Below are 17,252 nucleotides of genomic sequence, written 5' to 3'. Positions count from 1 at the left end.
ATTATTAAACTTTTTAATATCTTATTAATTGTATATTATTAATTTAAAATTCTATATATGTTAAAAAGTTTAATAATCACTGATATTTTAAATTAATAATTAAAAATTATTTTTTTACATAACTACCATTATTTATTGTTTTTTTAATTTTACTAATTTATTTATTCTGTTAATTATAAAAAAACTATGAATTAATTAAAATTAATTCATAGTTTTATTTTGTCATTTCTTTTTTATATTATGTATACTATACTATATTTCTCTTTAAAATATTTGCCATTTCAATCATCTCTTCTGAATTATCCAAAGTTAATTTAGTAACTTCACTACCACCGATCATTCTTGCAATTTCATATTTTTTTTCTTCTTTATTCATTTTTGTAACATTAGTATAAGTAGTATTTTCTAATGATTCCTTTGCAATTAAATAATTATAATCTGCCATACTAGCAATTTGAGGTAAATGAGTTACACAAAAAACCTGATGATTCTTAGAAATTAAGTACATTTTCTCACCAACTCTTTGAGCTATTCTTCCACTTATTCCTGTGTCTATTTCATCGAATATTACTGTAGGAATTTCATCCTTATCTACAAATACAGTTTTAAGTGCTAGCATAATTCTAGATAGCTCTCCACCAGATACAATCTCTTCTAAAGGTTGAAGTGGTTGACCTGGATTCGTAGAAATATTAAACTGCACCTTGTCACTTCCATTATTTGATAATTCTGTAGTATGTATTATTTCTATTTTAAATGTGCTTTTATCAAGTCCTATATAATCAAGCTCTCTTTTTATATTTTTTTCTAATTGTTCGCTAATTTCAACCCTCATATTATAAATGTTTAGAGCTTGTTTTTGCATTATATCTACTAATTGCACTTTTTCTTTTTCTAACTTTTCAATAATTTCTCCACTATTAAGTAATTCATCAAATCTTTTTTCTAAATCCGATTTGTAACTTAATACATCCTCAATAGTTTCTCCATATTTTTTCTTACAAGCTCCTAATTGATACATTCTAGAGTTTACAAATTCTAATTCTTTCTCATCATAATAAATACTATCTTTTAAGGTTCTAATTTCATCTGTATTTTGCTCTATCAAATAATAACATTCCTCTAGGGCATTAGATATATTTTTAATCTCACTCTTATGCTCTTCTATAGTTCTTAGTTCTCTAATAACATGTGATAATCCATCAATTACAGAAAATCCTTCTTCTAGATTGTTTTTTAATAAATTATAAGAGGATAATAAACTTTTTTCTATTTTTTCAGCATTAGATAAAAGTGAAAATCTTTCTTCTAATTCCTCATCTTCTCCTAATTTAGGACTCATACTATTTATTTCATCGATTTGAAACTTAATAAAATCCATATTTTTTTCCCTCTGATTATCATTACCTCTTAAATCAGAAATTTTTTTCTCAATTGAGGATAGCTTATCATAGTTTTCTTTATAATCATTTAGCAAATGTCCTATTTTATCACTACCAAAAGCATCTACATAATTTATATGATTACTATTATCTAATAAATTTTGATTTTCATGTTGACCATGAATATCTAATAACACTTCGCTAATTAGTTTTATTTTTGATAATATTAAAGTTTTATTATTTACCTTTGCAATAGATCTACCTGTATTAAAACTTTCTCTAGTTAAAACTATTACATCATCATAATCTATATCTAGTATATCTAGAATTTTTTTAGTTTTTTCGTTATCAATAGCGAAAATTGCTTCTACTATAGTCTTTTCTTCACCAGCTCTAATTAAATTTTTATTAAACTTTCCACCTAAAACATAATTAATTGCATCTATTAATATAGATTTTCCTGCTCCAGTTTCTCCAGATAAAACATTAAAACCTTCTTCAAAATCTATAGATAATTCTTCAATTAATGCAAAGTTCTTAATATTTAATTGTAAAAGCATCCTTTAATCATCCTATCTATGAATCAAATTTTTAATTAATGATACTATCTCTTCTGCTTTTTCATCGCTTCTAGTAATAACTAAAACAGTATTATCTCCAGCTATAGTACCTGCTATTCCATCTAGTTCAAAAGAGTCCAGTGCTTCTGCAGCTAAAGCAGCTGAAGCGGATATAGTTTTAACTACTAAAAGCTTATCAATTTTTTCTACAGATAAAGCAGTCTTTGATAACATATTTGCCATAGCATTTGGATTATAATTTTTTGCTTTAGTTGGTGCTGAATACTTGTATTTCCCATTATGAGATAAAATTTTTATAAGATTTAGCTCCTTAATATCTCTTGAAACTGTTGCTTGGGTTACATTAATCCCTTCATTCCTTAGTTCTTCCGCTAATTCTTCCTGAGTTTCAACATCTTTAGATTTAATAATCTCATAAATCTTTTCATGACGTAAACTTTTCACGAATTATCACCTTCACACTCTATTGACCTAGAAATTATTTTTTTTCTTAATACCTTAAAATAATTATAGTCATTAAATTTTATTAATTTACATTTTCTTGGTAACACTTCTACAAATACTTCTTCATCATGATTAAGTTCAACCACATTTTGTCCATCAATATTTAAATAGGCACCTTCAGAATAAGATTTTATTTTAACATTTATCTTGTTCTCAGAATGCACTACTATTGTTTTAATTCCTACTGAAATTGGACAAATTGGTGTTACTGATATAATATCCAAAGTTGGATAAATTATAGGACCTCCTGCTGATAATGAATATGCTGTAGATCCTGTTGGGGTGCTAATAATCAATCCATCCGCCTTATAATTTATATAAAAAGTGTTATCTACATATATGTAATAACTAATGGCTCTGGATAAAGTTCCTTTTGATACAACAATATCATTTAAAGCTGTATAATAATATTCACTATTACTTTTGGGAAGTGAACATTTTATCATCATCCTATCATCAATATGAAATTCTTTATTAAGTATCCTTTTAATTGCCTCTTCAAAGTCGGACAATTCTATACTAGATAAAAAACCCAAATGGCCTATATTTACTGCCAGTATAGGAGTCTCAAATTTCTCTACTGCTGTTGCAGCTCTTAAAATAGTTCCATCCCCACCTAAGGCTATCAATAAGTCTAAATCCCTATTTTTTTCTTCTTCTAAATAAAGAGCATCATAGAATTTGTATATTTCACAATTTATAAAGTATTTTCTTACTATTAATTCAACATACTCTATTGTTTTACCTTCTTTATCTTTTGTCGAATTAATATTTATACCTATTTTTTTCATATCTCCTCCGTGGATAATGCAAAATGGGATGAATTCACAACCTTAGAAATAAGGTCGTAACTAAATTCGTCCTTGTTATTATGATTTTTAGTAAATTCTATTAAATATTCAATATTACCATTAGGTCCCTTAATAGGAGAATAACTTAAATTCATTATTTTAAGACCTATTTCTTTAAGGAACTCTACGATTTCAATTATAACATCTTTATGAATATCTGGTTTTTTAACAACGCCTTTTTTATTTACTTTTCCTATTCCAACTTCGAATTGCGGCTTAATAAGAGCAACGCATATTCCATCATCTTTTAATAGACTTACCACAGATGGAATTACCTTTTTTAAAGATATAAAGGAAACATCTATTGATGCAAAATCGCAGTACTCTCCAATGTCTTCAAGAGTTAGATATCTGACATTAGTATTTTCCATAGAAATTACCTTAGGATTTTTCCTAAGGTCTTCTACCAATTGATCAATACCAACATCAATAGCATAAATTTTACTAGCTTTATGCTTAAGCATACAGTCAGTAAACCCGCCAGTAGATGCTCCAATATCTAAACAGATTTTTTCCTCTAAATCAATTGAAAAAATTTTTAGAGCTTTCTCAAGTTTTAGCCCTCCCCTACTAACATAGGGCATAACTTCTCCTTTAAACTCTATTAGTACATTTTCATCAAATTTCTTACCGCATTTTATTTCCTTTATATTATTAACATAAATTTTACCGTCAATTATGTACTCTCTAGCTTTTTCTCTAGAATTAGCAATTTTTTTATTATAAACTAAAACATCTAATCTCATCTTATTGTTACACATATAAACTCCTTTATAGAAGATTTATAATACTATTATAAATACCTTCAGTATCTAAATTATAAATTTTATATAAAGTATCCGCTGAACCGTGAGTTATAAATTTATCATTAAATCCTAAATTTATAACTTTAGTATTTTTTGAAATACTATTTACATACTGAAGAACATTGCTACCTAATCCACCAGATATTACATTGTCTTCAATAGTTACAATACTATATCCACCTTCTATAAGTTCCTTTATTAAATTTTTATCTAAAGGTTTGATAAAACAAGCATTTACCACTGTACTTTCAATATTATTTTGTAGAAGCTTTTCTCTAACTAAAATGGCATTTTGAACCATTTTTCCAGTAGCTACTAATGCTATTTTACCCTTCATCCCTTGAAGTACTTCCCATTTACCCTTTACAAGTTTCTTTATAGGAGACAGATGTATATTCTCATTATCTCCACCACGAGGATACCTTATAGCTATGGGATAATTTTCTCCTAGTGCAAAGTTAAGCATAGTTTTAAGTTCATCTACACACTTAGGACTCATTATTGTCATATTAGGTATATGTGATAAATAAGACAAATCAAATATTCCTTGGTGAGTTTCTCCATCTTGTCCTACTATCCCAGCTCTATCAATAGCAAAAACTACTGGTAAATTTTGCAATGCCACATCATGAAGAACCTGATCATAAGCTCTTTGAAGAAAAGTTGAATAAACTGCAAATACTGGTCTTAACCCTGATGATGCCATACCAGCAGCCATAGTTACTGCATGCTGTTCTGCAATTCCAACATCAAAAAATCTTTTAGGAAATTCTTTAGCAAAATCTCCTAATCCAGTTCCTTCAGGCATAGCAGCAGTAATTGCCACTACTTCTTTTTTCTCTTTAGCTATATTTATAAGTTCCTCTCCAAAAACAGATGAATAACTTTTGCATTTATTGGAACTTACTTTACCATTATTGCAATCAGAAGGTCCTACACTATGGAACTTCTGTGGAGATTTTTCAGCAAAAGAATATCCCTTTCCTTTAGTGGTTATTGCATGTATTACAACTGGTCCATCTATATTTTTAGCCATTTTTAATACCTTGCTTACCTCTTTTATATTGTGTCCATCAATAGGTCCAATATATTTAATACCCATATCTTCAAAAAACATTCCTGGTACTAAAATTTGCTTTAAGCCATCTTTAATTTTATGTATAGAATTTACCATACCCTTTCCAACAGTAGGTATCTTTTCTAATGTGGATGTAACATCATTTTTCATCTTGTTATAAAAGGAATCCATTCTTATTTGACTTAAATAGGTAGATAATCCTCCTACATTTTTAGATATAGACATTTGGTTATCATTTAATATTATAATAAGCTTAGTCTTTTTATCACCTACGTCATTCAATGCTTCTAAAGCCATACCTCCAGTTAGTGCACCATCACCAATAACTGCAATAATGTCATTATTTTCTCCTCTTAAATCTCTTGCTCGCGCCATTCCTACAGCTGCAGATATTGAAGTACTACTATGACCTGTTTCAAAAAAGTCATATTTACTTTCTTCTCTTTTAGGAAAACCACTTATTCCGCCATAATTCCTTAAGCCGTCAAATTCATCTTTTCTTCCTGTCAAAATTTTATGAACATAGGATTGGTGCCCTACATCCCATATAACTTTATCTTTATCAAAATTAAAAACATTAAATAAACTAATAGTTAGCTCAACTACACCTAAATTAGAAGCTAAGTGGCCTCCTGTTTTTGAAACTTTTTCTATCAAAAATTGGCGTATTTCTTGAGCAAACTCATTTAGTTCTTGTATATTCATCTCTCTTATACTGCGAAAATCACTATAACTATGTAAGTATTTTGTCATTTTTTTATCCTCTTTTTACAAAATGTAATATTTTTGCAACCGTAAAAATTATATCATTGCTTTTTGCAATAGCAAATTTCTTCCCCATAGCTTTTCCTCCTACGGTCATAGAAGCAATTATAGCGCTAACTATAGCCGCTATAAATACATAATTTAAGGTTGGGTATAAATGTTTGACTTTTTCCACTATAACTACGCCTATAGATCCACTTATTATACCACATATATCGCCTACAACATCGTTGCAAAAATTAGAAACCTTGCTAGCATTTCTCATTAATTTTACAGCTATATTGGCTCCCCCTATTTTTTGAGATGCCATTGAATGAAATGGCACTTCATTACCAGCAGTCACAGCAGTACCAACTATATCAAAGATAACTCCTAATAAAACAATAAAAAGCAATATTCCTATAGCTATTGGTACATTTACTTGTGACAGTGTAGCTTCAGATAGGAGTGAAACTGAACCACTTATAATCATCGTGGATATAATAATTACAAAAATCCAACGGTTTTCTTTCTTTTTACCTTCTTTTTTTGAATTTTTATTTCTTTTTTTATATCTATCTTTACTCAATATAATCCTCCAAAAAATCAAAAAGTGGTAATATATTAAGTAAATTTTGCGGCTTAGGTCCAGCAGGATTTCCCATAGAGCAACTAAAATGTCGCCATTTCAGTAGTTTCCTTTTAATGCTCTATCTATAGTGTTACCAAATCTATAGGGCTAGATTACCACTTAGTCCACACTACAATCCCTAATATATTTTACAAAATAAACAGTCTAGGAGATTTCCTCAACAGTTAGGTATTTTTTTATCCTCTTTTGCAGCATAGGTTTTAGTGAGCAATAACCGCAATGCTTTGGCCTAAGCATATTGGTTTGTTCTCACCTCTACCCACCCCACTCAAGGCAAGCTACTCTGCACATAGCTAAATTTACCACAATACAGGTTTAATCCATTGCCGTACTTTAGATATTTCTTCCAAAGCACATACAATGGTCTCCACGGATGTAGGGTCAATGTCGCATGCCTTTGCGATTGCCCCACAACCTTACTCCCAGCACCAACCCACAACTGGGCGTTATAAGCCAGCACAAGGAACTTCATCGATATGCTCTTTAACGGATTTTTAGCCCCGCCCTCAAAAATACTTACCTGACTAGAATACTGCACCACCTTTTGAAACACATTATACCACATGAAATAAAAATGTCAAAATCGTAAATTTCACTTAAAAATCTCTTTTAAATTAATATTGGCGCTCTAATAAAAACATGGTTAATTCACTCAATAAGGATGTGTTTTTATTAAGTTTATTTAATAATTCAAAGCATTCTTTAGTAATTTCTTCACATAAATTTTTACACTTTTCTAAACCATACATCGTAACAAAAGTTGTCTTCTCATTATTCTTATCACTTAAACTTTTTCCTATAAGATTTTCATCTCCAGTAACATCTAATATATCATCTTTTATTTGAAAAGCTAATCCTAATTTATCTCCATACTCTCCTAAAATGCGAATTTCTTCTTCTGTTGCACCGCCTAAAATTGCACCACTTATAATTGAAGCTTTTATAAGTTGTCCCGTTTTGTTTTTATGCATTTTAAGCATTGTTTCTTCAGATATTTTTTTATGTTCACTTTCTATATCTATAATTTGCCCTAATATCATTCCTTCTGCGCCTGAAGCATTAGCTATAATATTAGAAGCTTTTATTTTTCTTTCCTCACACTTTAAGCATTCTTTAAGCATTATTATCATAGCTTCATTTAGTAGACCATCGCCAGCTAAAATAGCCCTAGCTTCTCCAAATTTAATATGATTTGTTGCCATTCCTCTTCTTAATTCATCATTATCCATAGAAGGCAGGTCATCATGTATTAAAGAATATGTATGAATCATCTCCATAGCTGCTGCAAAAGGTAATGCTTCCGTATAATTTTCTTTATATAATCCATAAGCTAGAAGTAAAAGCATAGGTCTGATTCTCTTTCCACCTATATTTAAACTATAAACCATTGGTTCAAAATATCCTTTATTTTCTGATGACTTATTTTCGAAATATTCATTTATCCATGTTTCTATTAAATTTTTATAGTCTTTTATAAACATTTCCATTTCCTTTCCATTATATACAATCAACAATAGAATATTTACTACTTATCAATTGCACATATTTCTTTTTTTAGAATTTGCTATAAATAAAAGGCAATATTATTTAATAATTAGAATTAATCAACTTCTTCAAAATTAAAATCCTTTTCTTCACCATTTGATAATAACTTAATCTTGCCTTCATACTCATTTAACATTTTGTAAAGTTCATTACAAAGTTTAATTCCTGCTTCATATTGTTTCATAGAGTCTTCTAAAGTTAGCTCACTACTCTCCATGTCAGAAATTATTCCTGTCAATCTCATTAATTTATCTTCATAACTTTCTTTTTTTCTTGCCATTAAACATTCTCCTTATACTGAACTTTAAAATCACCACTACCATCTTTAAATAAAATTTTGATTTGATCTTTTGTTTTTAAGGATTTAATTGAAGTTATTAAATTATTATTTTCATCTTCAACTAATGCATATCCTTTATTTAGTACATTTAATGGATTATGAGCACTTAACAATTCATAACTTTTAGAAATCTTTAATAATTGTTTTTCTAGCATGCTCTCAATTTTATTATCTAATAAATTTTTAAATTTATCTATAGTTTGATACTGATTAATAACATAATTTTCTGGACTGTTTAATTGAAGAGTCTTTATATATAAATTTAATTTATTTTTTTCTTCTTTAATTTTTTTATCTATATTTATATTAATTAATCCTTTATATCCAATCAATCTGTCTTCTAAATCCTTCAGAACCGGAACTGTAAATTCTGCTGCTTGTGACGGAGTTGCAGCCCTCTTATCACTAACAAAATCACTTATAGTATAATCTGTCTCATGACCTACCCCTGTAACTATAGGCTTTATAGAAGCTGAAATAGCCCTTGCTACTATTTCTTCATTAAAAGGCCATAGTTCTTCAATAGATCCTCCTCCTCTAGCTAAAATTATTACATCTACATCTTCTATGCTATTTAAACACTCTATAGCTCCTACTATATCTTCACTAGCATTAGCTCCTTGAACTAAAGAAGGACATATAAGTAAATTAACTTTAGGATTTCTTCTAGTTGATACATTTATAATATCCCTAATAGCTGCTCCTGTAGGTGAGGTTATAACGCCTATAGTCCTAGGAAAAACAGGTAATTCCTTTTTTCTAGAAGAGTCAAAGATTCCTTCTATTTCTAATTTCTTTTTTAACTTTTCGAAGGCTATATAAAGCTCACCTTGTCCATCTACTTCCATACTATTACAATATAGCTGGTACACACCTTCTTTTTCATACACAGATATTCTTCCACTAACAACAACATTCATACCATTTTCAGGTATGAATGTTAATGAGTTTGCATTACTTTTAAACATAACGCAATTTATTTTAGAAGAATGGTCTTTTAAAGAAAAATAAATGTGCCCACTACTATGAATTTTTACATTAGATAATTCTCCTTTAACATTAGAATTACTAAGTATAAAGTCATTATCAATAGTCTTTTTAATATAACTATTTAATGCGGTAACACTAATTATTTTTTTATACATTTTTATTCCACGCCTCACAGGTATTTCTTAATAGCATAGTTGTTGTCATAGCGCCTACTCCTCCAGGTACTGGACTTACATGAGATGCTACTTCCATCACTTCATCATAGCATACATCTCCTTTAATTTTTCCATCTACCATTGTAGTTCCAACGTCTATAACAATTGCTCCATCTTTTACAAAATCTTTTGTTACAAATCCTGGTCTGCCAATTGCAGCAATTAATATATCTGCTTCTTTACAAACTTCTTTTAAATTTTTTGTTTTAGAATGACATATAGTAACAGTAGCATTTTCATTTAATAAAAGTTGTGCTACCGGCTTTCCTACTATATTACTTCTTCCTATAACTACTGCATTCTTTCCTTTAATATCACTTTCAACATACTTAATAAGCTCAAGTACACTTTTGGCAGTACAAGGTATAAAGCACTTTTCTCCCTTGTACAATCTTCCTGTATTAATATCTGTTAATCCATCTATGTCTTTATTATGACATATTGCTGAAGTTACTTCTTTTTCATCAAAATTCTTTGGTAGGGGTAATTGAAGAATTATTCCATCTACTGTATTATCACTATTTAACTCTTTAATTTTACCTATAAGTTCTTCCTGTGTAATAGTTTCATCTAATATTAGAGAGTTATAATTTACATCTAGGGATTCACTGAGCTTTTGTTGATTTTTCATATAAGAAATAGATCCACCATCATTTCCCACTAAAATAGCTACCATTGACGGTTTTCTTACACCTATTAATGTTTTTTCTTCAATTCTAGCTTTTATGTTTTCTCTATGAGTTACAGCAATTTGTTTTCCATCAATTTTTATACTCATTACAGTATTCCCCCTTTTTAATATTATTTACCTTTAATTATACTATTTAATACTCCATTAATAAAGGAAGAAGCATTATCTTCTCCATATTTCTTCGCAAGTTCTATAGCTTCATTAACTGATACCTTTTCAGGAATATCATCTTCAAACAAGATTTCACAAATTGCTATTCTAAGTATAGCTAAATTCATTTTTGATAGTCTACTTAAGCTCCATTTAACTAAATTTTTTTCTATGGTTTCATCAATTAAAATTATGTTTTCATTAGTAGTCTTTAAAATTCTTATTATGTACCCAAAATCTACATCATCCAATTTTATGTCAGTATTTTCTTTAAAGCTTTCAACTATATCAGTATAACTTTCTTTATTTATTGACATTTCAAATAATAGCTTCATAGCTATTTCTCTTGACTTTTTTCTATTCATAAATTGCCTCCTAAATATGTAATTATTAATTTATGTCATTTTTAAATGTATGCTGAAATTTTAATTATAGCTATTATATCTTATATATAGGTTTACTACTTCCTAATTTAATCTATAACTCTATATACTTAGGCATCGAATTGTTAAATTTTCTAACTTATGTAATACAAAGCTTATACATTAAGTCCTAAAATAATATACATTGCATAAAATATCTTTAAACTCTATCTCATTATTTTTATTACCGATATATACAATAACCTATGATATAATTATTTTCAACCTGAAAATAATTATATCATAAATAATTGACACAATAAAAGAAAAGTAAACATAAAAACACCCTCTTTATCAGAGGGTGTTTATTGCTAGTTCTCTTTTGCATCTTCCTTATCTGATTTAGGGAGTATAACATTTTGTACAAAAACATTAACTGCTGATACTGTTAAGCCTGTCATTGTTTCTACAGTTCTTCTTACATTACTTTGAACTTTTTCTGCAACTTCAGATATCTTAACTCCATACTCAACTGTAATATATAGATCTATAACAGCACTATCCTCTTCTAAACTAACCTTAACTCCTTTGGAAGCATTTTTCTTTCCTCCAAAGATTTGGCTAATTTCTCCTACTAAGCTAGCACTCATTCCAGTAATACCTTTTATTTCAGATGCTGCTATTCCAGCAATTACACTAACCACCTCGTCAGATATTTTTACAATACCCATTTCTATGTCGTTGATTTCCTCATGTATTTTATTTTCTTCCATATCAGTACCCCCTTGCATTTACATAGGTAAAAGTTGTTAAAAATATTATATCAGATAAAGAATTATATTACAAATACTATTCCATAGCCTTTATTTTTATATCTTTAATATTAGCTTTATTCATTACTACATCTTTTACTTGTCTTATTTGTTGATCAGTTAATTCTTCACCAGCTTTTACAACTATGTTAGCTTTGCTATCTTCTAATTCACATACTGCTTCTTCAAAGCCTTGTGCTTTTAAAGCAAGCTCAATATTGGTTTCTTTATCTGTTCTAAGTGCTAAATTTTTATACTCTTCAGCAGCTTCAGCTTTTTGCTCAGCAGGAGTATTTTCATCATCTAATAAAGTTTTTAAGGTTTGAATAGCTTTATTTCTACCTTGCTCACGACTTAGTCTTGATTCTGTAAAATAATTAGTACTACTTGTAGTCTTAGTCTTTTCTTCTTTAATTGTCTCGCCTATGAATTGATCATCAGTTACATATAGTGGTCCATTTACCTTAGTTGCAGCATATCCACATAATACTATAACTACTAGTAATGCAGAAATAATAACAGTTTGTTTTTTGTTCATTTATTTTCCCCCCAAAATTTTATTTCTAACTCATTATATGCTAATTTTTCATAGGATATACCTGTACTTTTTCTTCCTCTAAACCGAAAAGATTAGTAACTGCTTGACGCACTCTAAGTTCTGTTACTTTATCCCCTGCACCTTCAGCTACTATACATATACCAGTTATTTTAGGATTATAGGTTTTAACTATTAAGGGTTCTGTTTTCCCTCCATCATTAGACATCACAACAGTACTTCCACCATTCTCCTGTGTTATATCCCTTTCCCCTCCACTGGTATCTTTTTCTTTTGTAGTACTTTTTGAATCATTTACATTGAATGCTGGAACTTGCTCTTCACCACCATCAAAATAAATCATCGCCTCTATCTTTCCAACACCTTCAATTTTTCCTAAAATACTTATTAGCTCATTTTGAACTTTTTCTTTATAAGATATTTTTGCTTCTATAATACTAACTTCTTGCTTATTATTATTGTTATCATTATTAATCATATTAGAAGCTTTCGTATCTTTAAAAAAACTTCCTACAATTGTTAGTGCTATTCCAGCCAATAGGAGTAAGAGTAAATTAAACGTTTTATTGTTTGAATTTGTTTTTTTACTTGTTAGCTTATTTTTACCCTCATCAGGATTATTTATTCTGGCATTCACATTATTTTTACCTTTGTTAAAATCCATTAGTATGTTTTTGAGCTTATCAAAATTCACATTTATTCCTCCCTTTTTATTCATAGGTTAAATATAATTAATTACTGTTATATTATGAATTTTCTCTATAAACATATATGATTTCTTCAGATACACTATACTTAGAGCTAATATACCTCTTTATTTCTAGTGCATTCTCATCCTGAGGATCTTGAACTTTATCCACTGTTACACTGTCACTTCCTATTTCTACCTTCTTTACCTTTTTAACACTACTATCATTTAATCCAATTTCTATACTATCAATTTGGAAGCCATTAGATTCTTTAATAAATGACGCTTCTACTTTTGTTTTAAACTTTTTATCACCATATTTCTCTTGAAGGTCCTTGGTACACTGTATCTCCATATTCTGTTCAAAATTTTTAATAGTATTTTCTACATTGGCTTGTCTATATTTTTCATAATCCACTTCATACTTTTGATCAAATATGTATGCAGCAGAATCTTCAATTTCCCTATGAATGTCTGCCTTAGAATCTAAAAGTTTAACAATTGGATTTAAAATTATAACTACTAATATTAGACCTAATGCAAATTTGCAATATTTTTTTAGTTTATTATCTGGTAGTATCATCTGTACTGCTGTAATGAAAAACACTGCAGTACAAATATTTATTATCCATTGATTTAAAGAGTTTATCATTTTTTCACCACCCTATCCTCACAGCATTATAATACTTTTTCCTGTAGAGGCTACAATGGTAATCATTATGAAGAACATTATGCTTACACTTATTATGCAAGAATTTATCATAATAAGAGAATTTCCAGCTGAATCAATCACTGAAACAACTTTCTTATCGCTTATAGGCTCTATTAAGGCTGCAGTAAGCTTATATATAAATGCCATAATTAATATTTTTATTATTGGAAGTAGCATTATTACTATTACTACTATTAACCCTATAGAGCTTATAGCATTTTTTAAAAGCACTGTATAGCCTGCTACTGTAGAAATAGCATCAGATAATGTTTTTCCTACTACAGGTATAAAGCTATCAACTGCAAATTTTGCAGTTTTCATAGTTACTAAATCAAGACTTTTGGCTGCAATACTTCTTATAGTTATTATTGCTATAAAAATAGTCATAAATATTCCTTGTATCCATAGTGCTGATTTTCTAAGAAGGTTTGATAAATTATTTACTTTATAATCATCAGAAATATTATTAACAAATTCCAATACAAAACTCATGCAGATTATAGGTATTAGTACGGTAGCATAAAATCTTGCTCCTACACTACTTATTCCCATTATTATTGGATCCATTAAAGTTGCTTCCACAAAACCTCCAACACTAGCCAAAAGCATCATTAATACAGGGAATAATGCAGCTACAAAATTGCTCATTTCCATAATTGCATCCTTAGCTAAAGTTACACCTATATAAAAGCCCTTTACAATTAGAATTATCATTACAGAATAACAAGCAAAATAAGCAATATTAGTTAAACTTTCATTACTAAATGCACTTTGAAGATTATTTAATAGTGCACATACAATTGCTACAATTATTAGTGAACCTACTAATTTAAAAGCAACTAAAATCTCTTTAAATGCATATGTGGAAAAGTATTTAAATAGAGCTTTCATAGATAGTCCACTATCTCCGTTTTTCATATAGTTTTTTACAAATTCTTTTGGATTCATATTATTTAATATTTCATATTCACTTTGTATATTAGTTATATAATCATATAGTTTTTCTATTTGTATATTTTGTTCTTCTGTTAATCCAGTGGTATCTTCCATAGCTTGTACATTAAAAGGTAACCACAATATAATAGCTAATACTAACAAAAACCTCTTCATATTCTACCTCTACATTATCTTTAATATAGTTTGCATAACTCCCATAAGTATTGGCATTGCTAAAGTAAGTATTAATATTTTTCCTGCAAATTCAACCTTAGATGCTATGCTGTTTTCTCCTGCATCCTTGCAGACCTCACTGCAAAATGAAGATAAATAAGCTATTCCCAAAATTTTAAATACTGTATCTAGATAAATCACATCAATATTTGCTTTATTGGCTAAGGTTTGAAGAAAATTTATTACAACTGTTAACTTACTTATCATAAATAAAAATATGATTATTCCAGCTATTAAACTCACAAATAATGCAATATCATCTCTTTTTCCTTTAATAGTTTGAGTGATAAAGAGAGCACAAAATGCAAAGCCTACTATTTGCAATATTTCCATAATGTCCTCCTTTTAGAAATAANNCTTATTATCATCATCAAAATTATTATTATTCCTGCAAAATTTGCTATTACAGCATATTCTTCTTTACCACCGCTTTTTAAAACCTTATCTAATATTATAAGAACAACCCCTACTGCTCCAATTTTAAATATTAAATTGAAATCTAACATTGACTCATCCCCCTAAATAAGAACTATTACTACCATAGCACCTATAGTAAAACCTAAATATCTATACATTTTTAAATTCTTCTCTAAGGACTGTTCTGCATTTTTTATGGCCTTTTCTAAATTTATGATTGTCAGCTTAAACATTTCCTCCTGACCTTCTAAACTTATCTCCCCTAAGGTCTTAGCCAAACTTAGAAATATCCCTATATCTTCTTTAGTTAATTCTAAGCTTTCTTTATTATCCTCAAAGGATATTATAAAAGCTTCATGTACACTCTCACACTCATGTCTTCTTAGCATATCTGATACATTATAAAAAACTTTATTTATTGGATTTTTTGTCTTTTCTGCTACAGTTATAAGTCCCTCTTGAAGTAATACATGGCTGTAACTTATTTCATTTTTTAAATGATATATGGCACCCTCTAATTCTCTTAAATGTATGACTCTTTTTTTAAGATTTTCACCACACAAATATCCGATAAGAGAAGCAGACGTTAAAATCATAAAAGAACCTACTAATTTTAACATTTGTAATCACCTCTTATTTCTCCTCTCTTTGTAAAGTCATATACGCACTCAATAGTACCTACACCTTTTCTATTACTTAATACTATTGCCCGTTTAAATACACCATTTTCCATGATTTCTCTAAACACTGGACGTTTATATAAATCTTCCACATCAAATCCATGAATTGTAGTGATTAAATTAACTCCAGAATTTAAAGCTGCAATTATACTTTCCATATCGCTTGAGGTTCCTATTTCATCACAAATTATTATTTGCGGAGACATACTTCTAATTGCCATTATTATTCCTTGACTTTTAGGACAATTATCGAGGACATCTGTTCTCTCTCCAATATTCATTTGAGGTATTCCATTATAACAAGCTCCTAATTCACTTCTTTCATCTACAACAGTTATATTTTTTCCCGTAAGCTTTAAACTGCTGCTTCCTGTAGATAATACTCTACAGATATCTCTAAGGATAGTTGTTTTACCACATTTAGGTGGAGATATAATTATAGTGTTTAAAACATTATTTTCCTCTATCATATAGGGCAATATTTCTTTAGAACAATCTATTACTTCCCTTGCAACCCTTATATTTATAGAAACAATATTTTTTATAGTTTTTATTATGTTGTTTTCCGTTACTACCGTTCCACATAATCCAACTCTATGTCCACCTTTTATAGTTATATATCCTTGTTTAATTTCATCCTCAAAAGCGTATATAGAATAATTGCTTATTTTTTGAAGAACATATTTCATTTCTTCTAAAGATGTCTTATAATGAAAAGATTTTTCATTATTATTAGAATAAACATATAATGGTCTATTTACTTTTAATCTAATTTCCTGCAGCTTATCTATGTCTACAGTCTTTTCTAAGAGATCTCTAATATTTTTAGGTAATATATCTAGTATTTCTTTTGCCATTTTTATCACCCTTTCATATTTCATTATTATTTAGATGGTGGACAAATTATTACTAGTATTTATATTTTTTAATGAATCTAAAATAAAATAATTTTTTAAAAGTTCTAAGAATATTTTCTTTCAAAAAAATAAAGCCAGATAGCGGTGCTAGCTGGTCTTTTAATACAAGATATAATATAGATATATCAGCTCTAAAATCAATTGTATGTGAAAATAATTGGTATTTTGGGGTATCATAGTTAAAACTATTGAATTCACAATTCACAATTTCGGATATTTCCCAGTGGTAACTGAGAAATTTAGAATTGATTAATCGTAGCAGTGAACAGTGTTCACCATATATTATTGAATAAATATTAAACTATAATATGTATAAAAAAAACTGGCGAATACTGTTCCCATATACAATAAAACACTAGTAAATATAGCCTTTCCATAGCATTAGTTGAATTTATTAGTATTGTTCCGA

20 protein-coding genes are annotated in these 17,252 nt (G+C 28.7%); all 20 read right to left on the bottom strand.

The features are described from left to right. Positions 1 to 247: 247 nt before the first annotated feature. The 20 genes from recN to spoIIIAA all read right to left on the bottom strand — a co-directional run bounded on the left by recN (position 248) and on the right by spoIIIAA (position 16,783). On the bottom strand, positions 248 to 1,942 hold the full coding sequence (recN, locus tag B2W91_RS04085) for a DNA repair protein RecN (protein ID WP_291579006.1): 1,695 nt from the start codon (positions 1,940 to 1,942) through the stop codon (positions 248 to 250). 12 nt (positions 1,943 to 1,954) lie between these two features. Beyond that, on the bottom strand, positions 1,955 to 2,407 hold the full coding sequence (locus B2W91_RS04080) for an arginine repressor (protein ID WP_291579005.1): 453 nt from the start codon (positions 2,405 to 2,407) through the stop codon (positions 1,955 to 1,957). Continuing rightward, entirely contained in the window at positions 2,404 to 3,258 is an 855-nt protein-coding gene (locus B2W91_RS04075) for an NAD(+)/NADH kinase (protein ID WP_291579004.1), read from the bottom strand. Before B2W91_RS04075 ends, B2W91_RS04080 begins: the two co-directional genes overlap by 4 nt. Next, positions 3,255 to 4,079, bottom strand: coding sequence for a TlyA family RNA methyltransferase (locus B2W91_RS04070; RefSeq protein ID WP_291579003.1), 825 nt, complete (start codon positions 4,077 to 4,079; stop codon positions 3,255 to 3,257). Before B2W91_RS04070 ends, B2W91_RS04075 begins: the two co-directional genes overlap by 4 nt. 10 nt (positions 4,080 to 4,089) lie before the next feature. Continuing rightward, on the bottom strand, positions 4,090 to 5,955 hold the full coding sequence (dxs, locus tag B2W91_RS04065; protein ID WP_291579002.1) for a 1-deoxy-D-xylulose-5-phosphate synthase: 1,866 nt from the start codon (positions 5,953 to 5,955) through the stop codon (positions 4,090 to 4,092). A gap of 4 nt (positions 5,956 to 5,959) precedes the next feature. Beyond that, entirely contained in the window at positions 5,960 to 6,535 is a 576-nt protein-coding gene (locus B2W91_RS04060; protein WP_291579001.1) for a hypothetical protein, read from the bottom strand. A 677-nt stretch (positions 6,536 to 7,212) separates the two neighbouring features. Continuing rightward, the gene (locus B2W91_RS04055) at positions 7,213 to 8,079 is read right to left on the bottom strand and encodes a polyprenyl synthetase family protein (RefSeq protein WP_291579000.1); all 867 of its coding nucleotides are present in this window, start codon (positions 8,077 to 8,079) and stop codon (positions 7,213 to 7,215) included. Positions 8,080 to 8,198: 119 nt separating this feature from the next. Next, positions 8,199 to 8,423: an exodeoxyribonuclease VII small subunit gene (locus B2W91_RS04050; RefSeq protein ID WP_291578999.1), complete on the bottom strand. Its 225-nt coding sequence runs from the start codon at positions 8,421 to 8,423 to the stop codon at positions 8,199 to 8,201. After that, positions 8,423 to 9,628 (bottom strand): exodeoxyribonuclease VII large subunit, encoded by a 1,206-nt coding sequence (xseA, locus tag B2W91_RS04045; RefSeq protein WP_291578998.1) that lies wholly within the window; start codon positions 9,626 to 9,628, stop codon positions 8,423 to 8,425. Before xseA ends, B2W91_RS04050 begins: the two co-directional genes overlap by 1 nt. After that, positions 9,621 to 10,466: a bifunctional 5,10-methylenetetrahydrofolate dehydrogenase/5,10-methenyltetrahydrofolate cyclohydrolase gene (locus tag B2W91_RS04040; protein ID WP_291578997.1), complete on the bottom strand. Its 846-nt coding sequence runs from the start codon at positions 10,464 to 10,466 to the stop codon at positions 9,621 to 9,623. Before B2W91_RS04040 ends, xseA begins: the two co-directional genes overlap by 8 nt. 23 nt (positions 10,467 to 10,489) lie before the next feature. Further along, the gene (gene nusB, locus B2W91_RS04035) at positions 10,490 to 10,894 is read right to left on the bottom strand and encodes a transcription antitermination factor NusB (RefSeq protein ID WP_291578996.1); all 405 of its coding nucleotides are present in this window, start codon (positions 10,892 to 10,894) and stop codon (positions 10,490 to 10,492) included. Positions 10,895 to 11,262: 368 nt separating this feature from the next. After that, entirely contained in the window at positions 11,263 to 11,664 is a 402-nt protein-coding gene (locus B2W91_RS04030; RefSeq protein WP_291578995.1) for an Asp23/Gls24 family envelope stress response protein, read from the bottom strand. A gap of 76 nt (positions 11,665 to 11,740) precedes the next feature. Beyond that, on the bottom strand, positions 11,741 to 12,241 hold the full coding sequence (locus tag B2W91_RS04025; RefSeq protein WP_291578994.1) for a SpoIIIAH-like family protein: 501 nt from the start codon (positions 12,239 to 12,241) through the stop codon (positions 11,741 to 11,743). 40 nt (positions 12,242 to 12,281) lie between these two features. Then, positions 12,282 to 12,923: a stage III sporulation protein AG gene (gene spoIIIAG, locus B2W91_RS04020; protein WP_414633100.1), complete on the bottom strand. Its 642-nt coding sequence runs from the start codon at positions 12,921 to 12,923 to the stop codon at positions 12,282 to 12,284. An 82-nt stretch (positions 12,924 to 13,005) separates the two neighbouring features. Further along, positions 13,006 to 13,599: a stage III sporulation protein AF gene (gene spoIIIAF / locus B2W91_RS04015; RefSeq protein ID WP_291578992.1), complete on the bottom strand. Its 594-nt coding sequence runs from the start codon at positions 13,597 to 13,599 to the stop codon at positions 13,006 to 13,008. A gap of 18 nt (positions 13,600 to 13,617) precedes the next feature. Further along, positions 13,618 to 14,769, bottom strand: a complete 1,152-nt coding sequence (gene spoIIIAE, locus B2W91_RS04010) for a stage III sporulation protein AE (RefSeq protein WP_291578991.1) — start codon at positions 14,767 to 14,769, stop codon at positions 13,618 to 13,620. A 9-nt stretch (positions 14,770 to 14,778) separates the two neighbouring features. Then, the gene (gene spoIIIAD / locus B2W91_RS04005) at positions 14,779 to 15,162 is read right to left on the bottom strand and encodes a stage III sporulation protein AD (protein WP_291578990.1); all 384 of its coding nucleotides are present in this window, start codon (positions 15,160 to 15,162) and stop codon (positions 14,779 to 14,781) included. Beyond that, a complete protein-coding gene (gene spoIIIAC, locus B2W91_RS04000; protein WP_291578989.1) occupies positions 15,144 to 15,335 on the bottom strand; it encodes a stage III sporulation protein AC in 192 nt (63 codons plus the stop codon). The genes spoIIIAD and spoIIIAC overlap by 19 nt, the downstream gene beginning before the upstream one ends. Positions 15,336 to 15,347: 12 nt before the next feature. Next, on the bottom strand, positions 15,348 to 15,866 hold the full coding sequence (spoIIIAB, locus tag B2W91_RS03995; RefSeq protein ID WP_291578988.1) for a stage III sporulation protein SpoIIIAB: 519 nt from the start codon (positions 15,864 to 15,866) through the stop codon (positions 15,348 to 15,350). Then, the gene (spoIIIAA, locus tag B2W91_RS03990; RefSeq protein WP_291578987.1) at positions 15,860 to 16,783 is read right to left on the bottom strand and encodes a stage III sporulation protein AA; all 924 of its coding nucleotides are present in this window, start codon (positions 16,781 to 16,783) and stop codon (positions 15,860 to 15,862) included. The genes spoIIIAB and spoIIIAA overlap by 7 nt, the downstream gene beginning before the upstream one ends. Positions 16,784 to 17,252 lie beyond the last annotated feature (469 nt).

Source organism: Clostridium sp. UBA6640 (assembly GCF_002455975.1).
Lineage (GTDB): Bacteria > Bacillota > Clostridia > Clostridiales > Clostridiaceae > Clostridium_J.
This window is presented reverse-complemented; position numbering and strand designations above follow the sequence as displayed.

What these genes read in the sequence shown, in the direction of transcription:
- B2W91_RS04025 (WP_291578994.1), bottom strand. Translation starts at nt 12,241, where the DNA reads ATGAACAAAAAACAAACTGTTATTATTTCTGCATTACTAGTAGTTATA.
- spoIIIAA (WP_291578987.1), bottom strand. Translation starts at nt 16,783, where the DNA reads ATGGCAAAAGAAATACTAGATATATTACCTAAAAATATTAGAGATCTC.
- B2W91_RS04075 (WP_291579004.1), bottom strand. Translation starts at nt 3,258, where the DNA reads ATGAAAAAAATAGGTATAAATATTAATTCGACAAAAGATAAAGAAGGT.
- B2W91_RS04040 (WP_291578997.1), bottom strand. Translation starts at nt 10,466, where the DNA reads ATGAGTATAAAAATTGATGGAAAACAAATTGCTGTAACTCATAGAGAA.
- dxs (WP_291579002.1), bottom strand. Translation starts at nt 5,955, where the DNA reads ATGACAAAATACTTACATAGTTATAGTGATTTTCGCAGTATAAGAGAG.
- nusB (WP_291578996.1), bottom strand. Translation starts at nt 10,894, where the DNA reads ATGAATAGAAAAAAGTCAAGAGAAATAGCTATGAAGCTATTATTTGAA.
- recN (WP_291579006.1), bottom strand. Translation starts at nt 1,942, where the DNA reads ATGCTTTTACAATTAAATATTAAGAACTTTGCATTAATTGAAGAATTA.
- B2W91_RS04055 (WP_291579000.1), bottom strand. Translation starts at nt 8,079, where the DNA reads ATGTTTATAAAAGACTATAAAAATTTAATAGAAACATGGATAAATGAA.
- B2W91_RS04050 (WP_291578999.1), bottom strand. Translation starts at nt 8,423, where the DNA reads ATGGCAAGAAAAAAAGAAAGTTATGAAGATAAATTAATGAGATTGACA.
- spoIIIAB (WP_291578988.1), bottom strand. Translation starts at nt 15,866, where the DNA reads ATGTTAAAATTAGTAGGTTCTTTTATGATTTTAACGTCTGCTTCTCTT.
- spoIIIAG (WP_414633100.1), bottom strand. Translation starts at nt 12,923, where the DNA reads ATGGATTTTAACAAAGGTAAAAATAATGTGAATGCCAGAATAAATAAT.
- xseA (WP_291578998.1), bottom strand. Translation starts at nt 9,628, where the DNA reads ATGTATAAAAAAATAATTAGTGTTACCGCATTAAATAGTTATATTAAA.
- B2W91_RS04070 (WP_291579003.1), bottom strand. Translation starts at nt 4,079, where the DNA reads ATGTGTAACAATAAGATGAGATTAGATGTTTTAGTTTATAATAAAAAA.
- spoIIIAE (WP_291578991.1), bottom strand. Translation starts at nt 14,769, where the DNA reads ATGAAGAGGTTTTTGTTAGTATTAGCTATTATATTGTGGTTACCTTTT.
- spoIIIAF (WP_291578992.1), bottom strand. Translation starts at nt 13,599, where the DNA reads ATGATAAACTCTTTAAATCAATGGATAATAAATATTTGTACTGCAGTG.
- spoIIIAD (WP_291578990.1), bottom strand. Translation starts at nt 15,162, where the DNA reads ATGGAAATATTGCAAATAGTAGGCTTTGCATTTTGTGCTCTCTTTATC.
- B2W91_RS04030 (WP_291578995.1), bottom strand. Translation starts at nt 11,664, where the DNA reads ATGGAAGAAAATAAAATACATGAGGAAATCAACGACATAGAAATGGGT.